This is a genomic window from Runella sp. (genome assembly GCF_027484545.1).
GTDB lineage: Bacteria > Bacteroidota > Bacteroidia > Cytophagales > Spirosomataceae > Runella.
On record NZ_JAIXST010000306.1, the window covers coordinates 1 to 13,032 of the forward strand.

The 13,032-nt window shown below is 44.1% G+C and carries 10 protein-coding genes; 4 read left to right on the forward strand and 6 right to left on the reverse strand.

Going from position 1 to position 13,032, the window contains the following annotated elements:
- The first annotated feature begins 266 nt into the window (after positions 1 to 266).
- Positions 267 to 641 carry a helix-turn-helix domain-containing protein gene (locus tag Q0081_RS27540; RefSeq protein ID WP_298361139.1) on the forward strand — a complete coding sequence of 125 codons (375 nt, stop codon included), beginning with the start codon at positions 267 to 269 and terminating at the stop codon, positions 639 to 641.
- Positions 642 to 678: 37 nt separating this feature from the next.
- On the opposite strand, the gene Q0081_RS27545 is transcribed toward Q0081_RS27540, so the two are convergent.
- The 6 genes from Q0081_RS27545 to Q0081_RS27570 all read right to left on the reverse strand — a co-directional run bounded on the left by Q0081_RS27545 (position 679) and on the right by Q0081_RS27570 (position 8,321).
- Positions 679 to 3,486: an SUMF1/EgtB/PvdO family nonheme iron enzyme gene (locus Q0081_RS27545; protein WP_298361141.1), complete on the reverse strand. Its 2,808-nt coding sequence runs from the start codon at positions 3,484 to 3,486 to the stop codon at positions 679 to 681.
- Between the two features lie 58 nt (positions 3,487 to 3,544).
- Complete coding sequence (locus tag Q0081_RS27550; protein ID WP_298361143.1) at positions 3,545 to 3,979, reverse strand: GNAT family N-acetyltransferase; 435 nt, start codon at positions 3,977 to 3,979, stop codon at positions 3,545 to 3,547.
- 13 nt (positions 3,980 to 3,992) lie between these two features.
- Positions 3,993 to 4,640, reverse strand: a complete 648-nt coding sequence (locus tag Q0081_RS27555; RefSeq protein WP_298361145.1) for an oxidoreductase — start codon at positions 4,638 to 4,640, stop codon at positions 3,993 to 3,995.
- Between the two features lie 133 nt (positions 4,641 to 4,773).
- On the reverse strand, positions 4,774 to 5,406 hold the full coding sequence (locus Q0081_RS27560) for an MgtC/SapB family protein (protein ID WP_298361149.1): 633 nt from the start codon (positions 5,404 to 5,406) through the stop codon (positions 4,774 to 4,776).
- A gap of 166 nt (positions 5,407 to 5,572) precedes the next feature.
- On the reverse strand, positions 5,573 to 6,859 hold the full coding sequence (locus Q0081_RS27565) for an aminopeptidase P family protein (RefSeq protein WP_298361151.1): 1,287 nt from the start codon (positions 6,857 to 6,859) through the stop codon (positions 5,573 to 5,575).
- Between the two features lie 79 nt (positions 6,860 to 6,938).
- Positions 6,939 to 8,321, reverse strand: coding sequence for an aminopeptidase P family protein (locus Q0081_RS27570; RefSeq protein ID WP_298361153.1), 1,383 nt, complete (start codon positions 8,319 to 8,321; stop codon positions 6,939 to 6,941).
- Between the two features lie 358 nt (positions 8,322 to 8,679).
- Between Q0081_RS27570 and Q0081_RS27575 the strand changes: the two genes are divergently transcribed.
- From Q0081_RS27575 to Q0081_RS27585, 3 genes are all read left to right on the forward strand, one after another.
- Complete coding sequence (locus Q0081_RS27575) at positions 8,680 to 10,224, forward strand: S8 family serine peptidase (RefSeq protein WP_298361155.1); 1,545 nt, start codon at positions 8,680 to 8,682, stop codon at positions 10,222 to 10,224.
- 63 nt (positions 10,225 to 10,287) lie between these two features.
- On the forward strand, positions 10,288 to 10,989 hold the full coding sequence (locus tag Q0081_RS27580; protein WP_298361158.1) for a FadR/GntR family transcriptional regulator: 702 nt from the start codon (positions 10,288 to 10,290) through the stop codon (positions 10,987 to 10,989).
- A gap of 160 nt (positions 10,990 to 11,149) precedes the next feature.
- On the forward strand, positions 11,150 to 13,032 hold a 1,883-nt coding region (locus Q0081_RS27585), incomplete at its 3' end, for a SusC/RagA family TonB-linked outer membrane protein (protein WP_298361160.1).

A 13,032-nucleotide genomic window follows, 5' to 3' on the forward strand; every position in this document is an offset into this window, starting at 1 on the left:
ATTTTGCAGGTTAAACATTCGTTCCTCCCAACATTTCTCCACTCGGCCGCTGTGTGAATCATTGGTTGTTGCAAACTTAAAATCCTTTGATTTCTCTACAAAGTAAATTGAGTAGTATTTTATTACTTATACGACTATTTTAAATGTCGTATAATGATGATTGTCAGCATCTTTTGGATTTTTTCCAAATAAAATCACTTTATTATGCCTTTTAATTATGATTGATTTGTACTTTAGCCAAGTAATAAAATATTTTCTTTATACAATTGGTAGGTGTAAAAATTCGAAAAATCCGTGAACTTCAGGATTTAACCCAAGATAATATGGCAACTCAACTGGGTATCAAACAAGCTGCGTACAGCAAAATAGAGCGTGGGGAAACGGACATCAGTTATTCTACCCTCAAAAAAATAGCTGAGCTACTTGGCATTGATGTAGTGTCTTTACTCACTTTCGATAGCGGTCTGGTCATTCATAAGATAGCGGAAAATCAACAAGGAAGTGAAACCAACGGCTTTGTTTTCAACAATGGCCTTACCAATAAAGAACGCGAACTCTACGAACGTAAAATCACATTATTGCAAGACGAAGTCAATTTTTTAAGGACAGCACTCGACAAGGTTCTTGGTAAAACTCAATAAAATCTACCTGCACCTTCAACAATATGCAGGTGTTTTTTTAATCCCGCACGCACCGAAACCCCACCGTTGCATTACGTTCAAAACCTTCTGATACCCGCAGTAAAATCTGTTGATGCGTCAGCGGTTGAGAGCCGCCCTGCACATACCACCAACTCGACATCGGTTTGAAATAGCTGCCGCCTTTTAGCATGATGTAGCGGTATTGGCCTGCGTCGTACTCATCGTCGGTCAGTTGCCAAACGACGCCTTGAAGCTCGTTTAACCGCACCGGCGGACCGGTCGGCAGGGTTAACGTCGGCAAGGTTTGGAACCTTGCCGACGTTTTTAATACCGAATCTTTTTCCGCGGCGTATTGCCATTCTTGCTCGGTGGGCAAGCGTTTCCCCGCCCATTTGGCATACGCCCGCGCATCTTCGAGCGAGACATACACGACGGGTTTATTTTCTTCTCCTTCGGGAATTTGGCCGTTTTTCCAGTGTTTCAAAAAGTTGGCAGCGTCTTTGGGTTTGTAATGGGTGACGCTCAGAAACTTCTTGAAATCAGCGTTGGAAACCAAGTTTCTATCCATCAGGAATGCACCTATCGAGTGTGTGGATGTGTCAGGAGTAGGGTAAGGCAAAAATACATCACCGTGAGTGGTGTTGTGGAGATAGCGGCCTGCGGGGATTAGAACTTCGTTGGTTTGTGGATGATCTAATACGCTATAATGCTCTTTGAGTTCTTCTTGTAAGCTTTTGTTTAAATTTAAATGATTGAACCTATGTGGCTGATATAACTTTCGTGGCTTGTCCACGGCTATTTCAGTAATCATTTCATCTAACATCACTTTATGGGTGTCAAAAAATTGGATGATTATTTTGTGAGGAAAACGGCTAAAAAATGTATGTAATGAATCTGGAAAAATTGCCCAGTAGGTCGTATTTGTAAATCCATGAGATGAATTGCTTCCAAGTGCCTTTTTTTCAATAAACTTAGTTTCATAACTTGGATTGTCAATAAAGCAGCGAAAACTCCCTTTTCGGTTAACCCAAATCGGAAGAAGATCTTCTATGTACTCAATCAAATTAGGCATTTCTGCTATACACCCTACTGCCCCTTCATTATTTGTACCTAAATATTTTTTATGAAAAGGCTCTGTTTCAGCTTCGATATACCATTTCCCGCCTTGAAATACGGGTTTTAGCTCGCGGTGATTCCATAAATCGACAAAATGATAGCCTTTTCGGGGTTGTACTTCAAACAAGGGACCACTGAATCCTTCGGGGATCAGGCTGAAAATCGTGTAAAGTGTTTTGGTGGAATCTTGCCATTTGTTCACAAAAATTCCATCGCGAGTTGTTGGAATGAGCGGCGTGACATTTTTGCTTAAAAACACCGAACTGTTTTCTCGCAAAATTCGCGTAGTTTGGCCTAAAAAACGGTAATCTTCTTCTACCCAATCGGGTGTGCCGGCCTGAAAAACGTTCAATTCGGTGCCGTAGCCGTTGAAAAAACTCGTGGCAAATTCGCGGCGAATGCGTTCTTTGAATTGTTCTGCTACGCGAAAAATGGCAAATTCTGGTTTGATGAACTTATTTAGGTTCAGCATCGGCGGGTAATACAGCGCATTATGGACGCGCCCGGCCACAATGCCTGGCATGTCTTTCGGAATCGCCATGCCTTCGCTGTACATCACTACGCCCTTGCGTACTTGGTCGGCGGCTTCCTGAAGTTCGCGACTGCTGCTGCCGCGCGTATCCAACACCACTCCGTCGGCATTGGTAGCGGCAATCAGGTCGGAGAGACCTTTGAAGTGTGCTTTGGGGTTGTTGGCGTCGCGGGTAGATTCGTCCCATGGGTTGTAGCACAAAAACAATTTTGTGCCCTGCGTCCGCATCTCACTTCCCATTTGTTTGAGGCGGGGTAATCCGCCGGGGAGGTCTTTAAACAAATCAAATTGATTGCGTTGGTCGAGGCCAAGCGTGGGCCAAGTAGGCCAAATTCCCACGACATCGTCGCCGCCGTATAGCTTTTCAAATCCTGTTAAACTTAACTTTTTGCTTTTGGAAGAATTGGCAGCCAAGAAACGTTTATCCCACGCCATCATCAAATGAATGACGTAACTTTGACGAATCCATTGCAAATCAGGACGTTCAAAAAGTGCGTTGTCGAAATTGGAGAGGTCGTATAGTTTTCTGTTTTGGAAAATTTGCCGTAAACCTTCCTGCCAATCGCCTGTATACGTTTCCAACCAAAGATGATACGTGACGCTGCTGTTGGGCGGCAAAACGGTTTCAAAGCGTCTTCGGGTCGCTTTCTCCCACTTTACTCGTCGCATCAATGCACATACATTGCCTTTGGCCGCAGCTACTGCTGAAAACCCCAATTCCCAGGCATTATCGGGAAGAATTACGTTGACGGGAGCAAAGCCGGGCCGAAACAAATGCGCTCGCGACAGCGAATGATTTCCTAACCCGGTGATGTAAACGTGATTGTTGGATTCGCCCAGCGGTACTACATTGCTGAGTCGAAGCGTATCGACAGACGTGTTGGTAAACGTAATTGTAGCCTGATAATAACCCTTTACGGAGTCAAGTTTGGCGTAAGAAACGGTTAGTTTATTTTCTAAAACAAAATTTAATTTCCCGTTTTCCCGCTGAAAAGTTACCCGTTCTGTTGTAGCGTATTTGCCATTGAGAACGTAAGAAAATAGCGGGAGCGCCGATTGGTAAGGCTGTAAGGAAGTTGCTCCGTTGGTAAAATCGTCAATTCGTAGAAAACGTTCTTCTGTAAACGACGGAGTTAATTGTGCCACTGCCCAAAAGGGCATAAAAAGTGGGACGAGCAGTGATTTCAGGAAATTCATTCGGGCATTATTTATTCAACGCAGGGGCATATCGTACAAAGACATGGAAATCAAAGGGCTACTTCAATTTTTTGACAAACTTAAAGTGCGTTCGTTCCAGCCCCTGACGTTCGTAAAAGCGATGCGTATCCAGTCTTTTTTTGTTGGCAGTTACTTCCAAAATCTTAAAATTCTCGCGTTCGGATACAGCTTTCAGTTGCTCAATAAGCAAACTGCCGACACCTTTGCTTCGATAATCTGCAATGACAAACATCTCCTGAATTTCGCCGACTTTCCCGCAATGATGCAGGAGCCACTGCGCGTGTACACTCGCGTAACCCACACACAGTGAGCCATCAAAAGCCAAAAAGTAATGGCAATCGGGGTTTTGAAGATTACGAGTAAAGATGTGTTGAAACAATTCAAAATCGAACGTTTCTTCCTCTAATTCACAGAGAAAATTGTAAATAGTGGCTACGTCTGAGGCGGTGGCGGATCGGGTTGTTAAATCCATAGACGAGTTAGAATCAGAATTCCTGCATCACATCTGACTCATATACGAGCGTACCTTTTACATTGCTGGAGGTAATAGCAACCATTGCTTTGGCTACTTTTTTTGCCTCAATGGCACGGTATTTAGCCGGAATGAGCGGTTTTAAAAACTTAGAAATTCGTTTGCCCAGCTTTTCTCCAAAACGCGATTCCGAACGATGCCCCACAAGCAGTGAAGGACGAAAAATCAGCAGAGTTTCATAACCCAGTTTCTTGAGATTTTCTTCAATCTCTCCTTTGACTCGGTTGTAATAAAACAGAGATTTGCTGTCGGCTCCCATGGCAGTGATGATGGCGAAACGGGTGGCACCATTGGCTAGTCCTATTTTGGCGATTTCGTACGGATAGGTATAGTCTACTTTATAGAATGCTTCTTTAGAGCCTGCTTTTTTCATGGTGGTACCCAAGCAGCAAAAGATGTCGTCGGCTTTGACCAATGAGGTATCAGGGTGGTCGTAATCAAAAATGAGAGAAACTAATTTGGGGTGGATAAGGTCAAACGGTTTGCGTACCAGCACTTTTACGTGACTGTATTTTTCCGAAGCTAAAAGCTGAGATACCAATTTTCCTCCCACTAATCCACTCGCGCCTACTATCAGTGCCGTTCGTTTTTCGGATGTCATGTCTTATGGAAACGGTTATTTATTTAATAAATGAGCTGATGGGCTGCATGGTTGAACACGCTCTAGTAAATTAAGCAAAAAAATAACATCCCGAAAAATAATTGGTAAAGCATTTTATTTAACGGTAAAGGAATTAAAAATCAAATTCAATGACCTCAGGGTCGTTTAGGAGTATTTTTGTCAATTTTTCGTGCTTTCGTTCCGAGCCTTGTACTATCCACGTTCCTGTAATCGTATCTCCAACGCGGCTTTGGATACCGCGTTTGGCGTCCAAGTCCAATTCTCTAAAAAGCATCTCATAGTTTTTAAGCGTCTTCTGTTGAAATTTACATACAATACGATAATTCCGAAGTTGATTGCGTCGTTTGATGATATTCTGAACGGGGACAAGCGCATACAGTACAAAAAGCACAATGCCCGAAGAGACCGTGGCAATTTCGTAATAACCGATTCCGACACACATTCCCAAAGCCGCTGTGGCCCAAGCCGTGGCGGCGGTGGTGATACCTACCACGCGGTTGTTTTCGCGGAAGATGATACCGCCGCCAATGAATCCAATGCCCGTTACGATGTTGGCCGCAATTCGTCCCGCGTCGCCACCCAATTTTGCCGAAATTACCGTAAACAGCGTCGAACCGATGGAAATCAAAATCATCGTCCGTAAACCCGCTGATTTGCTGTGATATTCACGTTCCACCCCAATCAACGCACCTAATCCCGCCGCAATGAGTAATTTCAGTATATCTTCGGTGAGAAATGAGTTCACTTTTTTAAGTTCAGGGTTTACGGTTTTGGGTTTACTGTTTAAAGTTTATTGTTTTAAGGTTGAGGTGGAGCCGCTTGTACGGTTTACGTTTTAAAAGCTGAGAAGGAACTGAAAACTTATAAACCCTTAATTCCAAACAGTAAACCGTAAACTTGCAAACTCAAAACTAATTCATCAACTCCTCAATTTCTTCCGCTTCAATCGGAATGTGGGCCATGAGGTCAATATTGCCTGTTTCGGTGATGAGAATGTTGTTTTCAAGTCGGATACCCAGGCTTTCTTTTCGGATATAAATGCCCGGTTCGCAGGTAAAAACCATGCCGGGCGCAAATTTGCGGTACCGACTGCCCACGTCATGAACATCCAATCCCAACAAATGTGAGGTGCCGTGCATGAAATATTTTTTGTAAGCGGGCCAATCCGGGTCTTGTTTTTCAATGTCCTGTTTGGTCAATAAACCCAATCCCAACAATTCACTTTCCATGACCTTGGCTACTTCTGCCTGGTAGTCATCCAATACATTTCCGGGCACCAACATAGCCCGGGCGGCTTTCATAACGCGCAAAACTGCGTCATACACTTCACGCTGTCGTGGCGTAAATCGTCCGCTGACGGGGATAGAGCGTGTCAGGTCAGCGTTGTAGTTGGCATATTCGGCAGCCACGTCCAGCAATAAAATGTCTCCTTCTTTACAAGGTTGATTGTTTTCGATGTAATGCAGCACGCACGAATTCTTTCCCGAAGCAATGATGGGCGTATACGCAAAACCTTTGGACTGTTGACGAAGAAATTCGTGGGCAAATTCGGCTTCAATTTCATACTCCTGCACGCCGGGTTTCGTAAATTGTAATACCCTTAAAAAACCATCTTTGGTAATATTAATGGCCTTTTTCAGCAATTCAACTTCCTGCGGTTGTTTGGTGGCCCGCAGGTAATAGGTCAACGGTGCCAATCGCTCCAATCGGTGCAACGGGTAGCGCTCTTTGAAGTCCCGAATGTATCGCGCATCGCGCGACTGTACCTGAACATCGCTGCGGGGATGTTCGTTGGTGTTGAGGTAAACGTAATCGGCCTCAAAAACCATCTGACTGAAAATGGTCTCAAACTGGTTTGTCCAATGAATGCGCGAAATGCCTGACCGCTCGGTCGCCTGTACTTTGGTCAGTTTATCGCCTTCCCACACGGCAATGGTTTCGTTGGTTTCCCGCACAAACAGTACTTCACGGAACTTAGGGTCGGGATGTTCGGGAAAAAGTACTAAGATGGTTTCTTCCTGATCAATTCCTGACAAATAGAACAAATCCGAGTTTTGTTTAAAACCCATGGTGCCATCGGCGTTGGTGGGCATGATGTCGTTGGCATTCAGAATTACCAGACTTTTGGGTTTCAAAAGAGGATAAAGCCGCTGACGGTTTTGGATAAAAAGGGAGGAGTCTATTGGTTGGTACCGCATTCGTTCATTGTTGTTTTTAAATTCTAACGTCGGATAAAAACGTCGGCGAGGTTTCAAACCTCGCCGACGTTCTCTCTTATTATCTCAACCCTTCAATCTCCGCAATGGTTTTGGGGATGGGGTCACCGAGGAGTTGCGCGCCATTGGTAGTAATGAGGTAGTTGTCCTCAATTCTCACTCCGCCAAATCCGAAATAGGGTTTTAGTTTAGTATAATCAATAAACTGCTCGAACTTGCCCTGAGTTTCCCACAATTGAATCAGTTCGGGAATGAAATAAAGCCCGGGTTCAACGGTCAAAACAAAACCCGCTTCCAGTTCTTTGGCCAATCGAAGCGATTTTAAGCCTAATATTGAGCTCCGCGTGATTCCTTCGCGGTAGCCGATGTATTCTTCACCGAGATTTTCCATGTCATGCACATCCATACCCATCATGTGCCCTACACCGTGGGGCATAAACAACCCGGGTACACCGAGTTCTACCATTTCGTCCACATCACCGTTCAGCAGACCCATATTTTTTAATCCCTCGGCAATAGTACGCCACGCAATTAGGTGACAATCAAGGTATTTTACATCAGGGCGAAGCGCGTTAATGACGTTGATATTAGCATCCAAAACAATCTGGTAAATTTCTTTTTGTTGTTGGGTAAAGGTTTTATCAACGGGCCACGTACGGGTAATGTCGCCGGCATAGTGCGTCGCAGTTTCTGCCCCGAAATCTCCCATTACCAGTCGTCCGCTCGTCAACACATTGCCGTGGTAGTGATTGTGCAGGGTCTGACCGTCAACGGATAAAATGATGGGGTAGGCCAAATCGCCGCCGCCACTGCGGGCTGTGCCATGTACCATTCCTGCGACTTCATATTCATATTTGCCGGCGTGAGTGGCACGGATGGCGTTGAGGTGCATTTGTCCCGTAATATTGACGGCTTTGTTCAACTCAATGATTTCTTCGTCTGTCTTGTAAGACCGCTGATTGATAACGGCTTGGATAAATTCGCGAGACGCTTTTTGCGGAATTTCGGTCACTGACCAATCCGTCCATTTGTGAAGTTTAAAGGTGTGCTCAGGACGATAAGGAGGTAAAAAATGAACATCACGTCCATTGCTCAGGCTGCCTTTGATTTTGGCTTCAAGGGCTGATTTTGGCAAAATTTGGGCTACGCCCACTCGCTCTGCCTGGTCGCGCAAGGTAGGTTGCGGTCCTGCCCAAATGATGTCATCCATGGTGATTTCGTCGCCCACAATCCATTCTTCACCCGACTCGACGTCAATCACCGCCGCAAATCCGGCTTTATCAAGCCCGAAATAATACAAAAATGTACTGTCCTGACGAAAGTGGTAGGTATTGTCGGCATAATTCATGCCTGTTTCTTCGTTGCCCAAAAAGAGCAGCAAGCCCTTTGAAATTGATTTTTTCAGGTGTTGACGCCGTCCGACGTAGGTATCTCTCGAAAACATAGATGTAAAAGGTTGAGATGTATTGTTGGGGCAATATTAACCAATCCGTTGGCTAATCGCTATGCCTAAAGCCAAAAATCATTGTTGAATTATTGCCTTTTTTGAAAAAGAGCAGTGCTTCCCAAGGCGGTCATAATTTTGCCCAACCGGTTATGAATGGTAATTAAATGTCATATATTCTTTGCTTTTTGTGAATAAAATGTTATTTACCACTATCCTATTATTTCGAAGATTTGCGTTTATATTGTTGTTTTCGAGGGGAAAAGTTAGATTTTTTTTGTTATTTAGCTAAAGTTTTCGGCTCCGCATCCGAAAATTATCTAAAATACGTTTTCTTAATCCTTTTGAATATTACGTAATGATTAATTTTCGCAAAAGCGCTTGGCTGCTTCTTTTGACATGGAGTACTGTTTCCTTTGCTCAAAAGCGGTATTGGATATTTCTTAAAGACAAAAATCTTCAGGATGCTCCCGCGGTTTCGCCGCAAACTCTCCAAAATCGACTGCAACAAGGACTTGCTTTGTACGATGAAACTGATTTGCCGGTAAAAAAGGATTATTTACAACAACTGCAAACGGTCAATTGTCAGCCGAAAACTGTTTCCCGTTGGCTCAATGCAGTATCTGCTCAATTGACCAACGATCAGGTACAACAAGTTCGGGCGCTTCCCTTTGTGACGGGACTGCAACCGATGGACGGGAATTTTTATGTTGCCAAAACATCTAATTCGCGCCGTTCTACCATGGTGCCGGTGATGACCCAAATTCAAGCCGAAGAATTTAAAAAAGCAGGATTAACTGGAAAAGGAATTACGATTGGAGTGATTGATGCGGGTTTTCTGGAAGCTCCTACCAGCGATTTATTGAAACATATCTTTGATAGAAACGCGATTTTAGAAAAACGGGATTATGTCAACCCTTCCCTGAATTTGTCCGATAAGTTTTATACAACTCCCGAATCGTTTTCTGATTTCCACGGAACTGAAGTAATGAGTGCCATATCAGGGGCAAATCGTGCAGAAAATACCCAACATGGATTAGCGACCGATGCTCAATTTTACTTGGCCCGCACCGATCACGGAACCAGAGAATGGCGTGGCGAAGAGGATAATTGGGTAGCGGCCATGGAATGGATGGATAGCTTGGGCGTTCGTCTTATCAATACATCGCTTGGCTATGCCAAAGGGTTTACCGACCCTAACGACAATTATCAGCCCAACCAAATGGACGGACACACGAGTGTAATTAGCCGCGCTGCCCAAATAGCCGCTGATAAAAAAGGGATTTTGGTCGTTGTTTCGGCTGGTAATGAAGGAGATGACCCAAGTTGGCGCATTATTTCTACACCTGCCGATGCTCAGGGAGTATTGTCGATTGGTGCCACCAACCAACGCTATTGGAATCGAATCGGTTACAGCAGCATAGGTCCCGAATTTTTGCCGTATCTCAAACCCAACGTGTCTTGTTTTTCACTATACGGTACCTCACTTTCCGCCCCTGTGATTACGGGTTTTGCCGCCTGTTTGATGCAGGCTAATCCTACGTTGACCAATAAGCAATTGATTAGTTTGATTGAAAAATCAGCGCATTTATACCCTTATGGCAACAACTTTATAGGCTATGGCGTGCCTTTGGCTTCGCGGGCATTGGCATTGCTTCAAAACCCCGCCGAGTCCAACTCTACCTATTCCAAAGAAGTAAAGGCCGAGGGAACTTCTTTTACCGTTAAACTTCCTGAAGCGACAGATATGGTTTCGGTCTTTCACAAAAAGAACGCGATTCACGTAATGGCGCAGGAAATTGTGCGTATGCGCGACGGACAACTTACGCTAAAGCGCCGCGAAGGAGAAGCCCGTACCACCATCGATCTCAAAAATGAGGTGATTGAGGTGATTTGGGAATAATATTATGTACTACAAAAGAAATTATTAGCTTTGCGGGTCTTGACTAAAAGTTAGTAAATACCCATGAATGATTTAACGACTGATCTTCTTCCCATCCAATCTTCCACAATGGCCGATGTTGTGGAGCTTCGTTTAAGAGAATTTTTAAAGAAAAAATCATTTCGCCCGGGCGATGCTCTTCCCAAAGAGCAGGAATTGGCTGATGCTCTGGGTGTCAGTCGCAACGTTGTTAGGGAAGCATTGAGCCGCCTGCGGATGTTGGGGATGATAGAAACCAAGAAAAAGCGCGGAATGATTTTGGCCCAACCCGATATTTTAGGCTCATTTGAACGCGTGCTCGATCCGCTTATTTTAGGGCAGGAGACCTTACAGGATATTTTTGAGTTACGATTGGTGCTTGAGATGGGTTTGGCCGATTTGATTTATGTTCGTAAAACCGACGAAGATATTCGAGAGCTCGAAGAGATCGTCAATCAGGAAGTTCATCAAATTCAAAAACCTTTTCGGGTTAAAAATGAAATTGCCTTTCACGGGAAATTGTACCAAATGACCGAAAATGATACGTTCCTGCGTTTTCAAAGTATGTTATTGCCCGTCTTTGAATACGTTGTGGATTACGAAATCAAAACAAACGGGAAGGTAGAAGTAGGAAAAGTAACCCACCGTGATTTGGTCCAATTGCTCAAAACAGGCGATGCCGAGGATTTTCGACAAGGGATGAAAGAACACCTGAAACCTCACTTCAGTCGCTTGACGAAGAAATAATCTCCCCCAATTTTTACTCCTCCGATTTAAATTTACTTCTTTTTGTACTTTTTTTCTAAAAAATAGTTGGAAATAAAGTTGTAAACATTTTACATTTGCAATTATGTAGTACATAACTACTAAAACATAAACTCTTCCACTAAAAAACCTTTCTAAAAATATGAAATTTTACTACCTTTTTGGTTGTATGACCTGTTGCTGTTTGCTTTTCTTTAAGCAGGCAAGAGCCCAAGACACCAACATCACGGTCAAAGGGACCGTAAAATCGGTTGACTCTGACGAGGGCTTGCCTGGTGTAAGCATTACAGTACGAGGCACCTCAATCGGTACAACTACAGATGCCAAGGGCAGTTACACGTTTTCTGTTCCTCGTAAGGGAAGCCTTGTGTTTTCTTATGTAGGATTTGAACCACAGGAAGTTGCAGTGAGAGACAGAGGCATTGTTGATGTTAAACTGCAAGCCGATATCAAGTCTTTGGGAGAAGTTGTAGTGGTGGGGTATACGACGCAATCGAAGGCAAAAAGCACGGCGGCTGTTTCCAAACTCAATCCGGAAGAGCTTAAAAATGTCACCAACCCGAATCCTGTACAGGCGATTCAGGGAAAAATTGCCGGAGTTTCTGTGCCCATTACTTCTGGGCAGCCGGGAGCCGGAGCAACCAATATTATTATTCGCGGAGGTACCAAATTGAACGTATATGGTCAGGGAAATGGTGGTGGGGGAGGAAACGCGGTAGGCAGTGCCGACAATACCAATCCATTGGTAGTAGTTGATGGTGTTTTCAGGTCACTAAACGATATCAATCCTGATAATATTGAGTCCTTTCAGGTAATGAAAGATGCTGCCTCCACGGCTATTTACGGGGCGAGAGGGGCCAACGGGGTCATTGTAATTAAAACCAAAGGAGGTAAATTTAACAGCAGACCGAACGTAACCGTCAATCATCGAACGACTTGGGAGACCAAATCACGGGATTACAAATACATCGGCGCTCGTGAATACCTGACACTGGCCCGTACAACGGTTAAAAGTACCTTTGACCTGATTGATAAACCTACCTTACTGAATAACGGTGGTTTTTCGGCAGGCACGCGAGTGTATACCGCTAAGGGTCAGTATGGAGCGAACATAAATCTAACCGCACTGTATGACAACATTGTAGCGGTGGAAGGTCAGGATTACGTCAATAATTTATTGGCAAAGGGTTGGCAAACGATGGATGACCCCATCAATCCGGGAACAAAATTGCTCTTTGCTGATAACAATTACGAAGATTTGTTATGGAATACTGGTATTACCCAAAACGAGAATGTGGCCATCAACGGGGGCAGTGAAAGAGCCAACTACAATGTCTCTCTCGGTTATAACAACCAAGTGGGGACGTTTGTGGGGACGAACTACAAACGGTACGATGCTTTGGGAAATTTTGGATTCAAAGTGTCGGACAGGTTTAAATTGGATGCCATGGTTAATTACCAGAACGTGCAACCCAACTACGTTGACAATTTCCTCAATGATTTGACGCGCGCTACCCGCGTTACCCCTTTGATACGTATTTTTAAAGACGACGGCAACCCAATGCCAGGAGAAGTGTATTCGGTACGTAACCGTTTTCATACTTTACAGTACGACGACACCCGCGTTTCGACCGAACGACTCATTTCCCGATTGGCGGGTGATTTGGAAATTCTCAAAGGGCTTCACTTCAAACCCGCATTGGCGTATACCATCGAAGATTATTCGTACCAATTTTTTAGAAAACAAACGCCCGCTTCGGAAATTCAGCCCGGAACCCAACGACAAAAAAATCAGAATTTTAATAAATCGCGTCAGTTGATGATTGATCAGATTTTACAATACGATTTTGATATACGCAATCAACACAATTTTACACTTTTGGCAGGTTTTAACTTCACAAGAAATACTAGTAACGTCATCAATATCGGTTCTCAACGGGCTACCAACGACTATATCTACACCATCAATGAACCCGCGACAACGGTGATCAACGGCGTGGTAACCAGTAATGTAACGGATTTTCG

Coding starts and splice junctions, on each gene's coding strand:
- Q0081_RS27555 (WP_298361145.1), bottom strand. CDS start 4,640: ATGACATCCGAAAAACGAACGGCACTGATAGTAGGCGCGAGTGGATTA.
- Q0081_RS27580 (WP_298361158.1), top strand. CDS start 10,288: ATGAATGATTTAACGACTGATCTTCTTCCCATCCAATCTTCCACAATG.
- Q0081_RS27570 (WP_298361153.1), bottom strand. CDS start 8,321: ATGTTTTCGAGAGATACCTACGTCGGACGGCGTCAACACCTGAAAAAA.
- Q0081_RS27550 (WP_298361143.1), bottom strand. CDS start 3,979: ATGGATTTAACAACCCGATCCGCCACCGCCTCAGACGTAGCCACTATT.
- Q0081_RS27575 (WP_298361155.1), top strand. CDS start 8,680: ATGATTAATTTTCGCAAAAGCGCTTGGCTGCTTCTTTTGACATGGAGT.
- Q0081_RS27545 (WP_298361141.1), bottom strand. CDS start 3,486: ATGAATTTCCTGAAATCACTGCTCGTCCCACTTTTTATGCCCTTTTGG.
- Q0081_RS27565 (WP_298361151.1), bottom strand. CDS start 6,859: ATGCGGTACCAACCAATAGACTCCTCCCTTTTTATCCAAAACCGTCAG.